Annotated in this window: 19 protein-coding genes; 13 read left to right on the plus strand and 6 right to left on the minus strand. The window is 49.0% G+C overall.

Annotated elements, in window-relative coordinates; genetic code table 11:
- Positions 1-166 precede the first annotated feature (166 nt).
- The 3 genes from CHB92_RS12535 to CHB92_RS12545 all read right to left on the minus strand — a co-directional run bounded on the left by CHB92_RS12535 (position 167) and on the right by CHB92_RS12545 (position 3,905).
- The gene (locus CHB92_RS12535; RefSeq protein WP_089319568.1) at positions 167-805 is read right to left on the minus strand and encodes a hypothetical protein; all 639 of its coding nucleotides are present in this window, start codon (positions 803-805) and stop codon (positions 167-169) included.
- A 307-nt stretch (positions 806-1,112) separates the two neighbouring features.
- Positions 1,113-1,820, minus strand: a complete 708-nt coding sequence (locus CHB92_RS12540) for a response regulator transcription factor (protein WP_089319569.1) — start codon at positions 1,818-1,820, stop codon at positions 1,113-1,115.
- Positions 1,821-1,868: 48 nt separating this feature from the next.
- Complete coding sequence (locus CHB92_RS12545; RefSeq protein ID WP_089319570.1) at positions 1,869-3,905, minus strand: sensor histidine kinase; 2,037 nt, start codon at positions 3,903-3,905, stop codon at positions 1,869-1,871.
- A gap of 133 nt (positions 3,906-4,038) precedes the next feature.
- Here CHB92_RS12545 and CHB92_RS12550 point away from each other — a divergent pair, with 133 nt between their 5' ends.
- Together CHB92_RS12550 and CHB92_RS12555 are read left to right on the plus strand one after the other, a co-directional pair.
- Positions 4,039-5,043, plus strand: coding sequence for a T9SS type A sorting domain-containing protein (locus tag CHB92_RS12550; protein WP_089319571.1), 1,005 nt, complete (start codon positions 4,039-4,041; stop codon positions 5,041-5,043).
- 115 nt (positions 5,044-5,158) lie between these two features.
- Positions 5,159-6,169 carry an alpha/beta fold hydrolase gene (locus CHB92_RS12555; RefSeq protein ID WP_089319572.1) on the plus strand — a complete coding sequence of 337 codons (1,011 nt, stop codon included), beginning with the start codon at positions 5,159-5,161 and terminating at the stop codon, positions 6,167-6,169.
- Positions 6,170-6,178: 9 nt separating this feature from the next.
- Here the strand turns inward: CHB92_RS12555 and CHB92_RS12560 are convergent, their stop codons facing one another.
- Positions 6,179-6,406, minus strand: a complete 228-nt coding sequence (locus CHB92_RS12560) for a hypothetical protein (RefSeq protein WP_089319573.1) — start codon at positions 6,404-6,406, stop codon at positions 6,179-6,181.
- Positions 6,407-6,560: 154 nt separating this feature from the next.
- Between CHB92_RS12560 and CHB92_RS12565 the strand changes: the two genes are divergently transcribed.
- Together CHB92_RS12565 and CHB92_RS12570 are read left to right on the plus strand one after the other, a co-directional pair.
- Entirely contained in the window at positions 6,561-7,319 is a 759-nt protein-coding gene (locus CHB92_RS12565) for a DUF547 domain-containing protein (protein ID WP_089319574.1), read from the plus strand.
- 94 nt (positions 7,320-7,413) lie between these two features.
- The gene (locus CHB92_RS12570) at positions 7,414-7,836 is read left to right on the plus strand and encodes a hypothetical protein (RefSeq protein WP_245842535.1); all 423 of its coding nucleotides are present in this window, start codon (positions 7,414-7,416) and stop codon (positions 7,834-7,836) included.
- Between the two features lie 623 nt (positions 7,837-8,459).
- On the opposite strand, the gene CHB92_RS12575 is transcribed toward CHB92_RS12570, so the two are convergent.
- Positions 8,460-8,864 carry a response regulator gene (locus CHB92_RS12575; protein ID WP_089319575.1) on the minus strand — a complete coding sequence of 135 codons (405 nt, stop codon included), beginning with the start codon at positions 8,862-8,864 and terminating at the stop codon, positions 8,460-8,462.
- 454 nt (positions 8,865-9,318) lie between these two features.
- On the opposite strand from CHB92_RS12575, the gene CHB92_RS12580 reads away from it, so the two are divergent.
- Both CHB92_RS12580 and CHB92_RS12585 read left to right on the plus strand, forming a co-directional pair.
- The gene (locus CHB92_RS12580; protein WP_089319576.1) at positions 9,319-11,553 is read left to right on the plus strand and encodes a heavy metal translocating P-type ATPase; all 2,235 of its coding nucleotides are present in this window, start codon (positions 9,319-9,321) and stop codon (positions 11,551-11,553) included.
- A gap of 41 nt (positions 11,554-11,594) precedes the next feature.
- Positions 11,595-11,804: a heavy-metal-associated domain-containing protein gene (locus CHB92_RS12585; protein ID WP_089319577.1), complete on the plus strand. Its 210-nt coding sequence runs from the start codon at positions 11,595-11,597 to the stop codon at positions 11,802-11,804.
- Positions 11,805-11,838: 34 nt separating this feature from the next.
- Here CHB92_RS12585 and CHB92_RS12590 read toward each other — a convergent pair whose 3' ends face one another.
- Positions 11,839-12,231 (minus strand): transmembrane 220 family protein, encoded by a 393-nt coding sequence (locus tag CHB92_RS12590; RefSeq protein ID WP_089319578.1) that lies wholly within the window; start codon positions 12,229-12,231, stop codon positions 11,839-11,841.
- Positions 12,232-12,790: 559 nt separating this feature from the next.
- On the opposite strand from CHB92_RS12590, the gene CHB92_RS12595 reads away from it, so the two are divergent.
- The 7 genes from CHB92_RS12595 to CHB92_RS12625 all read left to right on the plus strand — a co-directional run bounded on the left by CHB92_RS12595 (position 12,791) and on the right by CHB92_RS12625 (position 19,987).
- Positions 12,791-14,185 carry an undecaprenyl-phosphate glucose phosphotransferase gene (locus CHB92_RS12595; RefSeq protein ID WP_089319579.1) on the plus strand — a complete coding sequence of 465 codons (1,395 nt, stop codon included), beginning with the start codon at positions 12,791-12,793 and terminating at the stop codon, positions 14,183-14,185.
- The gene (locus CHB92_RS12600) at positions 14,175-14,999 is read left to right on the plus strand and encodes a WecB/TagA/CpsF family glycosyltransferase (RefSeq protein WP_089319580.1); all 825 of its coding nucleotides are present in this window, start codon (positions 14,175-14,177) and stop codon (positions 14,997-14,999) included. Before CHB92_RS12595 ends, CHB92_RS12600 begins: the two co-directional genes overlap by 11 nt.
- Before the next feature lie 213 nt (positions 15,000-15,212).
- Positions 15,213-16,016: a glucose-1-phosphate cytidylyltransferase gene (rfbF, locus tag CHB92_RS12605; protein WP_089319581.1), complete on the plus strand. Its 804-nt coding sequence runs from the start codon at positions 15,213-15,215 to the stop codon at positions 16,014-16,016.
- Between the two features lie 46 nt (positions 16,017-16,062).
- Positions 16,063-17,148: an NAD-dependent epimerase/dehydratase family protein gene (locus tag CHB92_RS12610; RefSeq protein ID WP_089319582.1), complete on the plus strand. Its 1,086-nt coding sequence runs from the start codon at positions 16,063-16,065 to the stop codon at positions 17,146-17,148.
- A gap of 9 nt (positions 17,149-17,157) precedes the next feature.
- Positions 17,158-17,721: a dTDP-4-dehydrorhamnose 3,5-epimerase gene (rfbC, locus tag CHB92_RS12615; protein ID WP_089319583.1), complete on the plus strand. Its 564-nt coding sequence runs from the start codon at positions 17,158-17,160 to the stop codon at positions 17,719-17,721.
- Positions 17,722-17,764: 43 nt separating this feature from the next.
- Entirely contained in the window at positions 17,765-19,126 is a 1,362-nt protein-coding gene (locus tag CHB92_RS12620; protein WP_089319584.1) for an NAD(P)H-dependent oxidoreductase, read from the plus strand.
- A gap of 87 nt (positions 19,127-19,213) precedes the next feature.
- Positions 19,214-19,987 (plus strand): nucleotidyltransferase family protein, encoded by a 774-nt coding sequence (locus tag CHB92_RS12625; RefSeq protein WP_089319585.1) that lies wholly within the window; start codon positions 19,214-19,216, stop codon positions 19,985-19,987.
- Positions 19,988-19,999: the final 12 nt, after the last annotated feature.

The following is a 19,999-nucleotide window of genomic DNA, read 5'->3' on the forward strand; positions in this document are numbered from 1 at the left end:
CAGCGTGTAGTCCCGCTGGGTGCGCTTGCCTTTTTTCTCTCTCGCTTTTTCCATATAAGGTTGATTTGAGTGTCAACCTATTCTAGGACGGGACATGTGTTAGTAAAAAGCCGGGCCTGCAAACGTAGGCCCGGCTTTTATTTGCTTTTCCTAACCACCTAAGCGCTTAGGACTTACGCTGGTAGGGGAATTTCTTGGATGAATTACGCATCAGCGCGTTGGTGAGCGACTGTCTGCTGCTGCCAATGCTACCGGAAGCAGCATAGTCGTATTTCCACATCAACTCGCCTTTCGCGCCTTCGTGAATGGTAATAGTCGTATTAACCGAGTTGGTTGGTCCCCAGGCACCTACCAGCAGGCCTACTGCCACAGCCGCCCCGTCCGACATCGGCTTCGACATAGTCGCGGAGCCTGATACAACGGCATCCACCCCTAAAAGCTGGCAAATCTGTTCTTTGGAGGCTCTACGCAGGTCTTCGTACGTGATGCCGGCTTCCTCTAGCAGGGAGTTTGTTTTATGTACATCCTGAAAGGTGACGGTGTAGCGGTTCTTGCTCATTTGCCTTAAGAAGTAACCGTACACGTCGTTCTGGATGCCATAACCGTAGTCGCGTTGCTGGTCCAGGATCATATCGGCCGTTACCCCTTTCGGTAGCTTTCGGGACTCGATCAGCACATCGAAGGGCATGATAGCGACTACCTTATGGGCAGAGCTTACCTCCTGAAAAGAGGCTGCTTTGTAAATTTGCGGGCCGCAGCTAGCGAATGCAACGCACAGCACCACGAAGAGTAATAGTTTTTGCATCTTTCAAAAGAATTAAGGGTTTATTTAAATGTGTTTTAAAGCTTGTCAAGGCGCAAAATAAACGGAATTCAACCCAAGTGCTGTCCGATCAGGTACCAGGAAGTGGCCTTTATATAATCCAGTTTAACAACAGTTAAATATAGAAGGAGGAATGCTTATAGCAAATGATTGCTGAATAATTATTTTAGACAGGAGTAGAGGGGGCAGAGGGGCAAAAAGACAGGCTCACTTCCAAGGGCTTTAAAGCGAGTTGGGCAAGGAAAATGCCTCTAAGGCATCCTTAAAAAAAGCAGGTCAGTCAGGTGTTCTACAGCATGATGCCGTTATGCACGCACAAGCGGTAGCCCTGCCCGTGAATGTTGATGATCTCCACGCTTGGATCTTGTTTCAGGTATTTGCGCAGTTTAGCGATATAGACGTCCATACTGCGCGCCGTGAAGTAAGTGTCTTCCTGCCATATCAGCTGCAGCGCTTCTTCACGTGGCATCACATCATTCAGGTGCTGACAAAGTAAACGTAACAAATCCGCCTCTTTAGGAGATAGCCGTTGTTCCTGCCCTTGCCTGCTTAACAAGCGCAGTTTAGGCTGGAAGTGGTATTGCCCGATGTTAAAGTCCGTCGGCGCAGGTACCGCTGCCTTGCTTCCGTTTTTTCTGTTTAGTACAGCTTTAATCTTGTACAGCAGTACTTCAGAGTCGAAGGGCTTAGTGATATAGTCATCGGCTCCGATTTTAAACCCCTCCAGCATATCCTCTTTCATGGCCTTTGCTGTTAAGAAGATAAGTGGCACCTCCTGGTTTAACCGCTTGATTTCGCGGGCCAGGGTAAAGCCGTCTTTTTCGGGCATCATCACATCCAGGATGCACAGGTCGTACTGCCCTTTACGAAAGGCGGATATGCCTTTGCAGCCATCATTGCAAAGGGTCACTCTATAGTCGTGCAGCTCCAGGTAGTCGCGCAATACGATACCAAAATTAGGGTCGTCCTCGGCTAACAGAAGGTGGGGTGTTTCCATGGCTAATAGTTTAAAGGAAGAGACTATTCACAAGAGGAATTCTTTTGGCTAACTCATGTTGCGCAGGGGCAGGAACACTTCGAAGCGGCTGCCTTTACCGGGGTCGCTTTTGAGGCGCACCTGCCCGTGATGGGCCTGCACGATCGCTTTTACGTAACTCAGGCCCAGGCCGAAGCCCTTTACATTGTGCAGGTTTCCGGTGGGCACCCGGTAAAACTTGTCAAACACCCGCTTCTGCGTCTCTTTAGTCATGCCGACGCCTTTGTCCTCTACTGCTATCACAAGCCCCCCAGCCAGGTTCTGCGTCGTCAGGTTAATTTCCGGGGATGCAGGGGAGTACTTGTTCGCGTTGTCGAGCAGGTTACAGATAACGTTGTACAGGTGGACCTCATCCGACTGTAACTCATGCTGCATGGCATTTAGTTGCAGGCGGATCTGTCCGGCACGCTCCTCAACCTGTAACCTAAAGCTTTCAAATGCCCTTTGGATGAGCAGGTGCACGTCTACTTGCTGCAGGTGCATTCGGAACTGGTTCTTCTCCAGCAGGGCTATCTGCAGCACGTTTTCGACCTGCTTGTTCATGCGTTTGTTCTCCTGTCGGATAATATCGGCATAGTACTTTATTTTATCCGGCTGTTGGTACACTTTGGGGTTGGCCACAGCATCGGTAGCCAGGGAAATGGTGGCGATGGGCGTTTTGAACTCATGCGTCATGTTGTTAATGAAGTCGTTCTTCATCTCCGAGAGCTTCTTCTGCTTGTAAATGACGTGTATCGTCGTGCCGAAGGTAGTTACAATCACCAGTGTAAACAGGGCCGATAGCGACAGCATGCCCCACAGCGACTGTAGTACGTAAGCGTCGCGGTTGGGGAAGTAGACCGAGAGGTAATCGGGCTTCTCGAAAATATCATTGGGGAACAAACTGGTTTTATACCTGGAGAAAGGAACCATACCAGCATGTACGGCATCGTAAGCAGCTAAAGTGTCTCTGTTACCCGTAATGACATAATAGCCAAAATCCACGTTAATTCCTTTGCTCAGCAGTTCCGTTTGCAGGAGCCTTTTTAGAGCCCCCAGGTTTAGACGCTCCTGAAGGGGAGCATCCTTGGCTACATACTCTACCACCATTTTCTCCACTACCTCGTTTAGCTTATTTTTCCGGTGCGCTATCTTTTGGAGGTCAACAGAGGCAGGCAGGCGAACATCTTTTTTCTGGTCCTTTACTCGGGGTGCTACCGGCTTAGCTGCTATCACTGTTACAGCGCTCTTTCCTGTTGCCTCTCCTGAGATGGCCATAGCCGCTGCAGGTTTGTGGACCTGCCGAAACTCAACAACCCTAGGTTGCTTCACGATAAAAATACTGTCACGCCGCACCAGGATGGAGGCAATGTCTTCCGGGCTAATGGCGGCAAAGCCGTTAGCCATAGCCTTCAAACTATCGATACTTTTAGCAGATAGCCGGATGGTGTCTGCGGAGACTTGAAACAGGTAGTTTGTAGGAGGTTTTGCTGTTGTGCTAAAAGAAAGGGCAGAATCGGGTCGGGCCCGCACAATGTGCGTGTTGCCGTACCAGTACACAAAAGCATTTTTCGCTGAGTCTGTCCGGAAGGTGGTAGCCCTGGCTCTTAGCACCGGCCGGGCCATGACGCTGATGGGCCTGTCTGTTTTGCCGGCTTCGCGTTTGTAAAGGTGAAGGGAATCGGCTTTATGTAAGGCCATGGCCTGCTCTTCTGTCTGCTGCTTACTTACAGGAAGGTGCTGCGGCTGTTCCGCTGTCGCTCCTTTGGCAGGGCGTGGAGTAGGAGCGTGCTTCTTTTTGACTGCTAAAACGGGAGGAAGCGCTTTACCCTCCGCTCGGATCATAGTGTCGGTACTTACGGCTCCAATCTGATCTTTTACCAGCGAAACAGCCTCTCGCGTTTCCAGCTTCTGCACGACAGATGCCAAGGCCTCGTTTACGCTGCGGTCAAACTGCTCCTGCTTTACCTTGATGGCATCATTTATCCAATACAGTTGCAAGCCCACTACCCCCAGTAATGAGATACTCATCAGTATAATAATCCCTATGATGGTGTGCTTGCTCACAGAACAAATGTACGTTTTTGAAATAGCTTGTGCGCTACTTTAACTTTTCTTTAACATACTTTAACACAGCGTTAACGCTATTGCCTTGCGGATGTGCCTACCTTTGAAGTGAAGAATCTAACGCACGAAAACTATGAGCACAACCATTCCTTTAAACCTGTTTTTACAGCTGGCGCTGGCCCTGTTACTGGCGCTTATGCCCCTTTTTAAACTGATGGCTCAGCCGGGAGAGGCAAGAGCGGAAAAGATCATTACTATCAAGGTAAAGCAGGATAAGAACGGGCAGGTACAGCTGCTCGACACCACACTTACGATCCCCAATGGGGTCACGGTGCATGAGGCGGTGGAAAGCATGATGGGGAATTCTGAGGTGGCAGCCCGGTTTAAAAATTTCAGTTACCGGCTACAGGCAGATTCGCTGAGGAGCTCAGACATAAGAACGCTCAGCTTCCAGCGCTTTGGCGACACAACTAAGGTCCTTTCTCCTGTGGCGATCACGATAAAAGGGGATGATGCAAGGGCTTTCAGCACAAAGCCTGGCGCTGATGGGCTGAAGACCGTAAAGATTGGGGACATTGAAAGTATTGTCGTTCTAAAGACTGCAACAACAGTCAACCTGGATTCTATAATAGCCGCTCACCCTACAGCTGTAAAAGTTAAGATAACCCGGGATGAGAAAACCGGGGAAAGTAAAATCATCCGGATAGATGAAAATGGGAGAGAGGAGGAAATACAGAACCATTTGCTGCCCGCCAAGCCAGGAGAGAGGAACTCCCTGATCATCATCAATAGAAAGGTTGAAGTGAAAGAGATCAGTCCGGAGGATAAAAAGCTGCTGAAAGAAGCAGGCGCTGCTATAGAGACGAAGAAAAATGAAACGCTGGAACTAGAGCACATCAGTTTTTACCCGAACCCTAACGATGGCCGTTTTAACCTGCGCTTTGCACCGGACAACAAGGGGACAACCAGGGTGAGCGTGATGGACAGCAGGGGAGAAGAGGTGTTTGTAGATACGGTGGAACAACTGAGCGGCGAGTATAACCGGCAGATAGACCTGACTCCTTTCGGGCCTGGCATTTACTACCTGCAGATCATGCAGGGGAAACGCTACCACACCAAAAAGATACTGGTGAAGTAATTTAGTTTAAGTGATGTTTGTTTATAGGCCCGTAGCCCTTGCTGCGGGCTTCTTTTTTGAACCATGCTTGTACCCAAGCAGTAAAGAATAGCGAAGCTTAAACGATGCGTTACTTATGAAAAGGAGACATACTGCCGGACGAGTTGCTGCCCTGGCGTGGGTACTGCTGTGCCTTTGCTTAGGTGTACAGGCCCAGGTACCCAAAACGCTGAATGCTACCCTCGAAGGGTATGCCTATCCCTATGAGGTGAAGTTTTTCCCGGTAAGCGTGGAGGGTGAGAAGTACCGGATGGCCTACATGGACGTGCAGCCGACTGGGCAAGTGCAAAACCCGCAGACTGTGGTCTTGCTGCATGGCAAGAATTTCCTGGGGGCCTATTGGGAGGAGACCATCCGTTTTTTGACAAACAAAGGCTTCCGGGTAATTGTGCCGGACCAGATCGGTTTTGGAAAGTCTGAGAAGCCGGAAATTTACTACTCCTTTCATCAGCTGGCAGAAAACACAAAGGAGCTTTTGCAGCACTTGGGTGTGGAGCAAACGGCTGTGGTAGGACACTCGATGGGCGGGATGCTGGCTACCCGCTTTGCGCTACTCTACCCGGAGATGACGACGAAGCTGGTTCTGGAAAACCCAATCGGACTGGAAGACTACCGCTTGTTTGTACCCTACAAAACAGTGGAGGAGCTGTACCAGGCAGAATTGAAGCGGACGGCATCATCAATTCGCGACTATCACCAGACGTACTACACGTCGTGGAAACCAGCCTATAACGAGTGGGTGCAGGTGCCAGCGGCTCAGATCAACCACCCGGATTACCCCAAAGTGGCGAAAGCCTCGGCATTAACCTATGCCATGATCTACCAACAACCGGTGGTGTATGAGTTCGATCAGCTGAAGGTCCCAACACTGCTTGTTATAGGGCAGGAGGACCGGACAATCGTAGGGAAAGGGTATATTAAGGATAAGCAGAAATTACAGGAGCATGGCCAGTACCCTACTTTAGGCAAGCGTACAGCTAATGCGATACCAAAAGCTAAATTAGTAGAGCTGGAGGGCGTGGGGCACATCCCACACTTGGCAGCTACAGAAAGGTTTCAGGAGGCCTTGCTGAATTTCCTGAAGTAGCAGTACCTGCTAGTGGTGATGGTGATGATCATGGTCCCCGGGGTTACTGTTAAAATTTGCTACCGCTCCCAGGCTGAAGAATACAGCCCAGCATATATAAAGCGCCTCGAAATTATGCACCGTTTTGTTTATAACTAACATGATAAGATGTGCTACCAGCGTCATGACTAAGCCGGTTGCGGCTACAAACTGGTAGGAATTCATCTCCCGGGGGTCGTATATTTTTGAAAGTTTCACGTGCCGCTGTATTTCTTGTTCTGATTGCTAACGATATTCAGGCAATGGAGGTGCCATAACTCGGCACAAATTTGGTGTAAAGTTAGCAGAAGTGCACACTTGTTGTTATAAAGCTTCGGAAGGGCTTATACAGGAAGCATCTAATATATAAACTATGAAGCATTTAAGGAGATTACTTGTGCTGCTGTGCGCCTTGTTATTGGTGACTTTAGAAGCTGTTTTAGCCAAGCCTGCGGGTGTCGTGGCAGTACAGCCACAGCTGGACTTTTATCAGTCCCTGTCGCAGCTTCTGCAGCAGCATGTGCAGGATGGGCAGGTGAATTACCAGCGCTTGCAAAAAGACAGGGCAGCCTTGCAGCGCCTGGTACAGCAGGTGGCCCGCTACGATTTAAAGAATGCCACGGCAGCGGAGAAAAAGGCCTTTTACCTGAATGCGTATAATTTGCTCGTACTGGATCAGGTAATAGAGCACTATCCGCTGAAATCAGTTATGGATGTCGCCGGGTTCTTTGACGAGCAGCAATTTCGGGTGGCAGGGGAGAACCTTACACTTAACGAGTTGGAGAAGACAAAGCTACAGGCTCCTTTTTCTGATGCCCGTGTCCATTTTGCCTTGGTATGTGCCGCTAAGTCCTGCCCGCCTCTTTTAAACACGGCTTATACCCCTGCCAGCGTTGAAGCGCAACTGGAGGCACAGACAAGGCAAGCGTTGCAGGATCCTTCTTTTATTAGAGTACAACCCAGCCGAAAGAGGGTGCTGATTTCCGAGATCTTCAAGTGGTACAAACCGGAGTTTCAGCAGGAAGCTCCTTCTATTGCCAGTTACATTAACCGCTATCGTCAGAACAAACTACCGAAAGGCTACACCCTGGGGTACTATACCTATGATTGGAGTTTGAATGATGTCAGGTAGTTTAAGTTAGTGTGTTTATTATGTTAAGTAATACTGATTGCCAACATGTGCCAAAGGGGAGCGTATAAAGAAGAGAACCTAAATACACTGAACTATGAGCAATCAAGGAGAAGATAAAAAAAAACAACCTATAAGACGCAACCATAATAATCCAGCTAATTTATCCGAAGAAAACGTAGGCAACCGGCCAGACAAGGTCAACGATGAGTATAATGAACGCATGACGCTGGGGAACCACCCAGACCCCACTGCAAAACGCAACATGGGATCTGATGGCCAGACAGAGCGCCGTGGACAGAAAGACAAGCTAGAGAATCTGCATATCGGTGGTAATGAGGTTAGTGGGTATGGAGACAATAACCACCGGAGCGTCGAGTCCTTTGCCCAAGGACCCGGTTTTGAGTACGAAGGAAGCGATACCGCCATGGACGACGATGTTGCTGGGGTAAGACGGGGAGACCAACCTTTGGGAGAAGACAAAAAGAAGGAAGATGATGCTGATTATGGCCGCAGGTAAGAGCGCTTAAGTAATGCATACACAAAACAGCAGGGGGAGCATATTGCTCCCCCTGCTGTTTTGTGTCGCCTTTCGATTAAGGCCTACCTTTAGTTGGCCTTAATCATCTTGGCTTGATGTTATAGGGAACTGTTGTTTCTGTTTCTTCTCAGCAACAGGTTACGGCTTGGAAGCAAGGTTTTTATCGGTAGCATAGACCTGTACTTGGCTTAGGTCAGTAGGGGACACCTGCTTCGTACGCATCTTCGGTTTTTCTGCAACTCCTATTTCTGAGCATGCTCTTTTTGTTGTACAAGCCTTTTGCACGCAAAAGGCTGCTAAAGATCTAGCTCGAGCTTATAATATGTAACTGCACCTGTTACGGGCATGAATCCTATAAGTTTTCATACTTTAGGTAGAAATTTAACCGGACCTTTATTGTGTTATAACACCAAGAGCAGAGGACTGCCGATAAACATTGAGGTGCTTATCGCTCTAAGTAGCATGCAAGCCTTTAGTTCACGGAAAGCAGTAGCGCTACGAGTGCCTGGAAGAGAAGTGCAGGATAAGGGTTAAGGTTGAGGTAACCTGCTTAGGTCTAGCTTGGCCTCTGCCTGTTTTTCTTACTTAAGAGAAAAACTTTGTTAGAAGGCATACTCCTCCTTTATGATGTTTAATATTTCAGTGGAGAGAGGCTTGGAGAAAAAGTCTTTTACTTTGTGGTGGCCTTTTGCCATAATAACGTCTCTTCTATCCACAGCAGAGGACAGCATAAACAGGTTGCAGTCTTTTGTGATTTTCTCAGGCATTGCCGAGAACTCCTCTATAAAACGCCATCCATCCATGCTGGGCATGTTGATGTCTAAAAAGATCAAATCAGGGAATTGATCAGGCAAGGTAGCCGAGGTCTTGAGATAATTTAAGGCATCCTCTGCCCATTCAAAACTAACTACTTCAGCAGCAAAGTTTTCGCTTTTAATCATGCTTTCGCAAACAAAATTGTTTACGCTGTCATCATCAATCAAAACAACTCTTCTGAAAGAATACATCTTTTATCGCTAGCTTTTAAAGTAAATTGTGAACACAGGTAAAGCTCCTTACGGCCGTTGCCACAATTTTATGAGAGTAATTCTCGTGCTTACAAAAGTGAAGGAACCATACTCCAAATAGAAAAGGAGCGGCTTTAGGTATGATTCGTTTGGCCTGTGGCCTCCAAAGGCCTTGCTCCTTATAGGGGCAAAGGTAGTAACAAAGCATTGGTTTTAGTATATAAAGCGATCCTTTCTTCTGCCTTCTCATACAGTAATGTCTAAACGACAATATTGAGAGTTGTGATTAAAGAACCAGCAAAGCCTGTAAAGGAATTATTTCCGGCTTTTTAACACCCACCATTGAACGGATTCCCCTTCCTTAGCCTATAACTTTGTAACTCTATTTGAGAATTGTGTAACACGCCAGCGCCATTGTCACCGTACATTTGTAATGTAATAAGACGATGAAAAAATGCTAACTGTAGCGGAAAAAAAACTAACAAAAGCGACTTACCCCGTAGAAGGGATGAGCTGTGCCTCCTGCGCCAGCAGCATCGAGAGCATGCTGCGTACCCGTGAGGGAGTGCAGGAGGCGAGTGTAAACTTTGCCGGTAAAACAGTACAGGTAACGTATGCCCCCAATGCTGTAAGCCCTGTGCAACTGCGCCAAACGGTGCAGGAGATAGGCTTTGATATATTAATAGAAGAGAAAACACAGGAAGAGCTGGAGGAGCGGGAGGTTGCTGCCTTGGCGAGTTTGAAGCGAAGAACTCTCGTGGCTGGTGTATTGGCCTTGCCGGTGTTTGTGCTGGGCATGTTCTTTCACGACACCTTTACCTGGGGCAATTGGGCGATGCTGCTGCTGACGGCCCCTATACTGCTCTGGGCCGGGCAACGCTTCTTTAGAGGTGCCTGGGCACAGGCTAAGTACTTTCGGGCTAACATGGATACGCTGGTAGCGCTAAGTACAGGTATTGCCTTTGCCTTTAGTGTCTTTAACACCATTTACCCTCAGTTCTTCCTCAGTCGCGGCCTTATGCCCCACGTCTATTATGAGGCGGTTGCCGTGATCATTGCCTTCATCCTTTTAGGTAAGTACCTGGAAGAGAACGCTAAAAACAGAAGCTCGGCTGCCATTAAGAAGCTGATGGGCTTGCAGCCGAAAACAGTACGCGTGCTTCGCGGAGAAACGGAACTGGAAATCAGGATTGAAGAGGTGCAGCTAGGGGACAGCGTTGTGTTGTTACCCGGGGAACGAGTACCGGTAGACGGGGAAGTAGTGGCAGGTACCACCTACGTGGATGAAAGCATGCTGAGCGGGGAGCCCTTGCCCGTACAAAAAAAGGCAGGGGATATGCTCTATGCCGGCACTATTAACCAGAAGGGAAGCCTACAGCTGAAAGCCCTGAAAACTGGGGGAGAGACCATGCTGGCTCACATCATCAAAATGGTGCAGGAGGCGCAAGGCAGCAAGGCGCCCGTACAGAAGCTCGTGGACAAAATTGCAGGTGTTTTTGTGCCCGTGGTGTTGGCGATTGCCTTGCTTACTTTTGCCGCCTGGATGTTCTTTGGCGGGGAAGCTTACCTGACGGAGGCCCTGCTTTCTATGATCTCTGTACTGGTGATCGCCTGCCCCTGTGCCCTCGGGCTTGCTACGCCCACGGCCATTATGGTGGGAGTGGGTCGGGGTGCAGAGCAGGGTATCCTGATTAAGGATGCCGAGAGCCTGGAGCACGCCCACAAGGTAAATGCCGTTATACTGGATAAGACTGGAACGATCACACAAGGAAAGCCTTCTGTAACAGATGTAGTCTGGGCGGATGAGACCGTAGACCAGGAGAGATTGGAAATGCTTTTCTTTTCCATGGAAGCACAGTCCGAGCACCCGATCGCACAGGCTGTTTACACGTTCTATAAGGAGCAGGGGCAGAAAGTGCGGCAACCCGACTATTTCAGCAGCTTAACAGGCCTGGGAGTAGAAGCTGACTTTGGCGGGAAACGTTATTTCTCGGGAAATGAGAAACTATTGCGCGAGCAGCATATCCAACTGCCAGAGCATCTCTTGCAGGCAGCAAGGCAGTTACAGGAGGATGCCAAAACCGTGATTTTCTTTGCCGACGAGCAGCATGCATTGGCTGTGTTTGCCGTTAGCGATCCGGTAAAGCCGACCGCAGCAGCAGGCATAAAGGCCATGCAGGAGGCGGGCCTGGAAGTTCATATGCTCACGGGAGATAACATACAGACGGCCGAAGCTGTCGCCCGCCAGGTTGGTATTAAGCAGTACCAGGCGGAGTTGCTGCCAGGGGATAAGGCCGGTTTTGTGAAGCAACTGCAGGCGGAGGGCAAAGTAGTAGCCATGGTTGGAGACGGAATTAATGATGCGCAAGCTTTGGCGAATGCTGATGTCAGCATCGCCATGGGGCAAGGCACAGATGTCGCCATGGATGTAGCGGGTATTACCCTCATGCGCTCTGATCTCATGCAAGTTGCGAATGCCGTGAAGCTGTCCAGAGCTACCGTGCAGACGATCCATCAGAACCTATTCTGGGCCTTCTTTTATAATGTTATCTGTATACCAGTGGCAGCAGGCCTGTTGTTCCCTTTCACGGGCTTTTTGCTAAGCCCTATGATTGCTGGAGCGGCCATGGCATTAAGCTCGGTTTCGGTGGTGGGTAATAGCCTGCGCTTGAGAGCGAAGCAACTGTAAAGAGAAAGTAAATATTTTATCAACCATAAAGAAAGCAGAAAATGAAGACTTATAAATTCAAAACAACTATAAACTGCGGTGGATGTGTAAAGGCAGTAACCCCGCACCTGAACAACATGCAAGGGGTAGCGGAGTGGAACGTAGACACAGACAACCCGAATAAGGTATTGGAGGTCAAGACGGATTCTCTCGATGCGCAGGATATAAAGCAAACGGTAGAGAAAGCAGGCTTCAAGGCCGAGCAGCTGTAGTAGAACCTCTGGTTCTTTTAGGAAGCGAGGTGGGCTAACTTGTCCATCTCGCTTTTTGCTTTAACTGTGCTTTTCTTTTTAGGCGCCTGTCATACAAGTTCAGTAGTATGTAACTGCTAAAGGCAATGGTGCAGAGAAACAGGCCGAAGGACTCCCGGGCTTCCTCAATATTGCGGATGTCCCCATCCCCTATGGTAATGCCCTCGTACATGTTGGGCCACATATACACTCCCCCTGCCGCATAAAGCGCTGCGGCGATCCCCAGGAGCGTATCATTAGCCTTATTAAAGGCGGCCGCAAAGCTAAGAAGGGCAGCCATCCCATAAACAGCCATCCAGATAACAGGGTCAGGATCATTATACTGCACCACTACAAAGGTGAGGAAAGCAATCCCAAAACAGACAGCAAGAATCTTTTTTAGTGCCATTAGAAGAAGGAGGAAGTTTAGTGCCGTTTGGTATACTAATGAGTTGCGTATAAGGTTGTTAAGGTTTGCGTACGATGCTAATCCGCTTGAACGGATATCCTTGCAAAGGTGATAAAAGAGGATATAACCGTTTATGGGAATATGTAAATATAGTACAAAGTAAATATAACGACAATATTCTAGTATATTGGTACTATATAAGTAATAAGTATAATAAATGTAAAGCTATTTGCTGAATTCGTAAGTATTAATGTATAGTAATAGGTGTATATAAATTAATCTGCTTTTATTAATATTTGTTGTAAAATTACAAACCTTCGCAAGGGTGTGCCGTACTTCTACTTGTTATTCAGCTATACTTCCGGCTTAGCGGTTTCCTAAGCAATAATAAAGACAACTACTTCCATTTAATTTCTTTAAAGTTCTTTAAGCAGAGAATGGTGATGGAGATTAAGTTGTACGGGGTAGCTGATTGCGGCTTTTGTCTCTTATGCTTTTATAAAAGGGAAAGCAGAAAACAAAACAGTTTTAAATATGACAAGAAGATTACCCTACTACCATGAGTAAGTTTCGGCACTATTATAGTTTCAACAGGGTCTTCCTGCTGATATTAGATGTAACCCTTATAGCGTTTGCTTTTAAGCTGTCTAACCTGATTCGGTATGGCAGCCTAGAAATGGGCTATGAATACAACGTGTTCTTTGTACTGTTCGCGTTGGTGTGGTGGATTGTCTCAGGATTTGATGACTATGTATTCCGGGTAGACAGACTGCTGCCCTGTGACAAGCGGGTTTCTGACCTGCTGAGCGCCTTTGTGCTCCATGCCTTCATTCTGGCAAGCTGCATCGTGATTTTTAATCTGGAGGAGTTGTCGCGCCTGCTATTACTTTATACCTATCTCTCTACGGCTCTATTAATCAGTGTGAGCCGTTTGCTTTTATCGCAGGTGTTTCGCTACTACACAAATTCAGACATGGCGCACACGCGCTATGTTATTGTGGGAGCAGGTCCCGCAGCAGCGGCTTTGTTTCAGACGCTAAGCAGTAATGATGATATAGGTACCAAGTTTATGGGGGTTTTCGATGACAGCGTTGACCCTGGGAACCCGTTGAGCAGCCAGATAAAAGGCTGCGTGGACGACTTGAAGGAATACTGCCTGCAGCACAGCATAGATGAAGTGTATTACACACTCCCGCTGACGAATAAAGAGCAGGTGGATGATCTGACAGCTTTTGCGGATGAGAACTTCGTTTATTTTCGCTTGGTGCCTGATTTTAGCGCTATCGTGCAGAAGGATGTCAATATGTACTTTTACCATAACATCCCCATGATCAGCGTGCGAAAGGAGCCACTGGAGATAGCCTCTAATAGGATTGCCAAACGGCTGTTTGATGTGGCCTTTTCACTGGCTGTTATTCTCTTTATTTTCCCGGTGCTGTTGCCGATAATCGCTTTGGCTATACGGTTGGAGTCTAAAGGGCCCATTTTCTTCAAGCAATTGCGCCCGGGAAAGAAAAACAAGCTGTTTGTGTGCTATAAGTTCCGTACCATGCGGGTAAATACCCAGACAGAGCTACAAGCCACTAAAAATGACCCTAGGATTACGAAAGTAGGTGCATTCCTGCGTAAGACGAGCATGGACGAGCTTCCGCAGTTCTTCAACGTGTTACTCGGGGATATGTCTGTTGTCGGGCCACGTCCGAACCTAATCTCTCAACTGGACCATTACTCCAAGTTGATCTCTAAATATAAGATGCGCCACTTTGTTACCCCGGGTATAACAGGTTATGCACAGGTGAGCGGCTTTCGGGGGGAGACCAAGGAACTGCACCTGATGGAGAAGCGGGTAGAGTACGATGTAAGGTACATGGAGAACTGGAGCCTAATGATGGACATGAAGATTATCTTCCTGACTGTGTGGAATATGATTAAAGGAGAGAAGAATGCGTACTAACAGAGCACAACAAGAAGAAGTACAACTTATCGAGTCACCTTTAAAAGAAAAACGGGCGTTGTTTAATTCCCTGATTTCTGTTGGCTCATTTAATGAGTTCGTAGAACATATTTTTTGGCTCACAGAGCATAAGAAATCATCCTACGTATGCTTTGCCAATGTGCACATGCTGATGGAAGCCTACCAGGATAAAGAGTTTAACAGGATTCTGAACAACGCTGATGTCGCTACACCGGATGGTGGTCCCCTGTCTAAGCTTTTCAAGCTGTTTTATGGGAAGCGGCAGGAACGCGTAGCAGGCATGGACCTGTTGCCCTGCCTTTTAAGAGAGGCGGCAGAACGAGGGAAGTCGGTGTTTTTTTATGGATCTACAGACCATGTGCTGGAGGCCGTTCTACGTCGGGCTAAACAAGAGCTCCCGCACCTGAAGGTCTCCGGGTACTTTTCGCCGCCTTTCCGGAAGCTTACCCACATTGAAGATACGGGGATCACCAATATGATCAACAAGGCTAATCCAGACCTGGTTTTCGTGGCCCTAGGGTGCCCCAAGCAGGAGCGCTGGATGGCGGAGCACAAAGGCCGTATCAATGCCTGCATGTTGGGGGTAGGGCAGGCTTACCTAACTTATGCGGGCCTGGAGAAGAGGCTCCCTAAATGGGCTAGGGACCTCTCTTTAGAGTGGACCTACCGTTTATGGCAGGAGCCAGGGCGCCTCTGGAAGCGCTACCTCATCACAAACAGCAAGTTTTTGCTACTGCTGGTAAAGCTACTGTTTCAGCAGCAAAGCGAGAAGCGCATGCACTGGGGAAAATAAAAGGAGCGAGGGGTACTCCTGCTAGTGACTGGCCTTGCCTGACAGCGAGAAAAGCCACCTTCCTACGCAAAATCTTCTAAAAAAACAGCTCTGTAAAATCTTTATATATAAATCCCCGTATTTCTTAGCAAATCACAGAACAAGATAAAGCTGTTTGGAGTACTGCTAATGGTGATTAATGTTTAACCGCAAATCCTTTAACCCTTTACAAAGATGAAAGCAGTTATACTTGCTGGTGGCTATGGAACACGCATAAGCGAAGAAAGCGGCGTAAGGCCAAAACCTATGGTCGAAATAGGTGGAAAGCCGATTCTCTGGCACATCATGAAAATATATTCATACCACAACATTAACGAATTTATTATTTGTTGTGGCTATAAAGGGAACATCATCAAGGAGTACTTTGCCAACTACTGCCTTTATAACTCCGATGTGACCTTTGACATGCGGAAGAACAGCATGGAAGTGCACAAAAACCACACAGAGTCATGGAAAGTGACCTTGGTGGACACCGGGGAGGGGACCATGACAGGAGGCCGCCTGAAGCGCGTAAAAGAGTACGTAGGCGATGAGACCTTCTGCCTTACCTACGGGGACGGCGTCGGTGACATAGATGTTACGGCTTCCATAGCATACCACAAGGCACAGGGCACTTTGGCTACCCTTACTGCTGTACAGCAGCCAGGCCGTTTCGGGGCCTTTACCCTCTCGTCTGGGGCGACAAAAGTGCCACAGTTCAAGGAAAAGCCTGCTGGTGGCGACATGCCCTGGATTAATGGCGGGTTCTTTGTGCTGGAACCGGAGGTCTTTAACTACATAGAGGACGATAGCACCATTTGGGAGCGCGGACCACTGGAGTCGCTGGCCGAAGAGGGGGAGCTTTCCGCCTTCCGCCACCGTGGCTTCTGGCAACCCATGGATACCCTGCGCGACAAGCATGTACTTGAGGATCTGTGGAAGAGTGGCAACGCCCCCTGGAACGTATGGCATAAAATGCTGTCTAAAGCAGTGAACTAGGCTCTCTGATTATATCCGCAACCCTTCACTTATATATACTTCTTCTATGAAAATTCTTATAACTGGTAACATGGGCTACGTGGGGCCTGGTGTGGTAGAACGTTTGCGTGCAGCGCATCCTGGGGCGACGCTGGTAGGATACGATATGGCCTATTTCGCTTCATGCCTTACAGATGCCCCTATCCTGCCAGAAAGCAGACTGGACATGCAGCTTTACGGGGACGTGCGCAGAATGCCGGCCGAGGTGCTAGCGGGTGTGGATGCCGTCGTTCACCTGGCTGCTATTTCCAACGATCCCATGGGTAAGAAGTTCGAGGATGTGACGATGGAGGTAAACTATAAGTCCAGCGTGCGCATTGCCGAAATGGCAAAAGCAGCCGGCGTAAAGAATTTTGTGTTTGCCTCCAGTTGTAGCATGTATGGTGCCGCAGAGGAAATGGCTAAAACCGAAGACTCCACACTAAACCCGCTTACGGCCTATGCCCGCTCCAAAGTAGCCACAGAAAAAGAATTACAGCCACTAGCCGGACAAGGCTTTACCGTGACCAGCCTGCGTTTTGCAACGGCTTGTGGCATGAGTAACCGCCTGCGCCTCGACCTGGTCTTAAATGACTTTGTGGCGAGTGCAGTAACAACAGGAAAAATCAACATTCTAAGTGATGGTACTCCGTGGCGTCCGCTCATCCACGTGCGGGACATGGCACGGGCTATTGAATGGGCCGTGGCCAGAGAACCATCAAACGGAGGAGAGTTCCTGGCTGTTAACACAGGCTCTAACGAGTGGAACTACCAGGTGTACGAGCTAGCAAACGCTGTGGCGGAGGCAATGCCCGGCGTGGATGTGGCCGTAAACAGAGACGCTGCCCCTGACAAGCGGTCTTATAAAGTTAATTTTGATCTCTTTCAGCAGCTGGCTCCAAACCACCAGCCAGCTTATTCTTTAAGCCAGACTATACAGGAGTTACACGCTGGCCTGCAGGCGATGGAGTTTAAGGATGGAGATTTCCGTAACTCACAACTCATGCGCTTAATGATACTGAACCACCTGCAGGATACAGGAATGATAAACGCGCAGCTGCAGTGGAAGCATAACAGGGCAGCGATAGCAGCGGCGGAGTTAGAAACAGTTTAAACCAGAAGCATGAATTTTACCGAAACAAAACTTAAAGGAGCTTACGTCATCGATGTGAAACGCCTGGAGGATGAGCGTGGTTTTTTTGGCCGCTCCTTCTGCCAGAAAGAGTTTGAGGCATACGGGCTGAGTAACGAAGTGAGGCAGACGAATGTGTCCTATAACAAAAAGAAAGGTACCTTACGCGGCATGCACATGCAACTGGCCCCGAACGAGGAGTCGAAACTGGTGCGCTGTACCCGTGGTGCGATTTACGATGTGATCATCGACATGCGCCCGGACTCAGAGACTTACAAGCAGTGGGTAGGCGTGGAGCTAACCGCCGATAACTACCGTATGCTGTTTGTGCCGGAGGGTTTTGCTCATGGCTTTATCACCTTGGAAGACAACACTGATGTGACTTATCAGGTGACGGAGTTCTATACACCCGGTGCCGAACGCTGCATCCGCTGGAATGATCCCGCCTTCAACATTGAATGGCCCATGGAGCCAGTCGTAATTTCTGAAAAAGACCAGGCGCACCCTGATTTCGAGGATGAGCAGGTACCGTCAAAAGGAAAGCTGCTGGTGTAGGCCAGCAGCTTTCCTCTTTTAAAACTCAAACAGATACAATAATATGATTATAGTTGATAGCGCTTTAGCTAAACGCCAGGCTGAAGGGAACCCTATACGTGTGGCCATGGTAGGAGCTGGCTTTATGGGGCGTGGAATTGCCCTTCAGATTAGCCAGTACACTCTGGGAATGGAATTGGTAGCTATAGCTAACCGTACATTGAACAAAGCAAGGCAAGCGTATACAGAGGCGCAGATTCCGGAAGTGGACGAGGTAAGCACTCTTGCCCAACTAGAAGAAAACATCCGCCAGGGCAGGTACAGCATAACAGAAGATGCCATGCTGCTATGTGAAGCCGAGGGAGTGGATGCCGTCATTGAGGTGACCGGGGCAGTTGAATTCGGCACAAATATAGCCATGCGCGCCATACAAAACGGCAAACACATCATCATGATGAACGCGGAGGTGGATGGCACGGTAGGCCCAATCCTGAAAGTGTATGCCGACAAGGCAGGCGTAGTTTTTACCAATGCCGACGGCGACCAACCCGGCGTTACCATGAACCTGTACCGCTTTGTAAAAGGCCTGGGTGTGAAGCCAGTGTTGTGCGGCAACATCAAAGGCCTGCATGACCCTTACCGTAACCCTACCACGCAGGAGGGCTTTGCCAAGAAATGGGGGCAGCAGCCCTCCATGGTGACCTCTTTCGCCGATGGCAGTAAGATCTCTTTTGAGCAAGCCATCATCGCCAATGGAACGGGGATGCGCGTAGCCAAGCGGGGGATGCACGGCCCCACTGTAGCAAGCGGCTCGTCTCTGAAAGACTGTGTGCACAGCCTGTATCCGATAGAAGACCTGTTAGAGGGACCCGGTATTGTTGACTATGTGGTGGGCGCTGAGCCAGGGCCGGGTGTGTTTGTGCTGGGTACGCACGACAACCCGATACAGCAGCATTACCTGAACCTGTACAAATTGGGCGAAGGACCGCTTTACCTTTTCTACACCCCGTATCACCTGTGCCATTTTGAAGTGCCGGCTACCGTAGCACGAGCCGTTTTGTTTCAGGATGCAGCCCTTACGCCAATGGGTGCACCACAGGTGTCTGTCGTTTCGGCTGCCAAGAAGGACCTGAAAGCAGGTGAGGTGTTGGATGGCATTGGCCACTACATGACCTACGGCCTCTGCGAAAATGCTGATACCACGGCTAGAGAAAGACTATTGCCGATTGGCGTGGCAGAAGGCTGTGTCCTGAAGCGGGATATCCCAAAAGACCAGGTGATCACGTATGATGACGTGGTGCTCCCTGAAGGACGCCTCGTGGACAAGTTGTTAGAGCAGCAGGCAGCCTATTTTTCTGCCCCTGATGCCGCAGCACGGGAAGAAGTGCTCAGAGGTTCCTCAAACGTAGCTCTACCTATTACTTAGGAGCTGGGAAAAGATTCCCTTAGACAAAGAATTTAAATTGCCGCGCATCGCAACCCTGGGTAGCGGTGCGCGGCCTGCTTCATACCAATGCCAACAGAAATAGTAGGGCTGGTACCTGCCGCCGGGCTCGGGTCCCGCTTAGAGCCCATCCCATGCAGCAAAGAACTTTTTCCGGTAGGCTTTGCTACACATCCTGTTTACGGTAAGCCCCATCCAAAGGTGGTTTCACAGTACTTGCTAGAGCATATGCAGCGTGCGGGGGCCGGCAAAGCTTATTTCGTGCTGCGAAAAGGCAAGTGGGACATTCCCAACTACTTTGGTGACGGTACTCAATTAGGGATGCACCTTGCATACCTGATTATGGGGCGCCCTTACGGTACCCCTTTCTCCTTAGATCAGGCCTATCCCTTTATACAAGGCAAGCAAGTGGTATTCGGTTTTCCAGACATCCTGTTCGAGCCAAAAAATGCCTTTGAGCAGTTACTTAAGCGGCAACAGGAAACTGAGGCTGACGTGGTGTTGGGCCTGTATAAAGTACCTTCCCCCCATAAATGGGACATGGTAAAGACAGATGACGGAGGAAGAGTGGAGCACATAGTACGTAAGCCACTGTGCACAGACCTGACCTATGGGTGGGCTATCGCCTGCTGGGGGGCTCGCTTTACACAATTCATGCACGCCCACCTGGAGCAGATACAGGAACAGGTACAGGAAAGAGGGCAGGAGGTAAGTGTAGGGGAGGTAATACAGGAAGGCATTCACAACGGTTTAAGCGTACAAAGCGTATGTTTCGACGACAGTTCCTGCCTTGATATCGGTACACCAGAGGATCTGCGGCAAGCCATTAAAACCCTATCCTGATACACCCTTGCT

The sequence above is a fragment of the Pontibacter ummariensis genome (assembly GCF_900188175.1).
GTDB lineage: Bacteria > Bacteroidota > Bacteroidia > Cytophagales > Hymenobacteraceae > Pontibacter > Pontibacter ummariensis.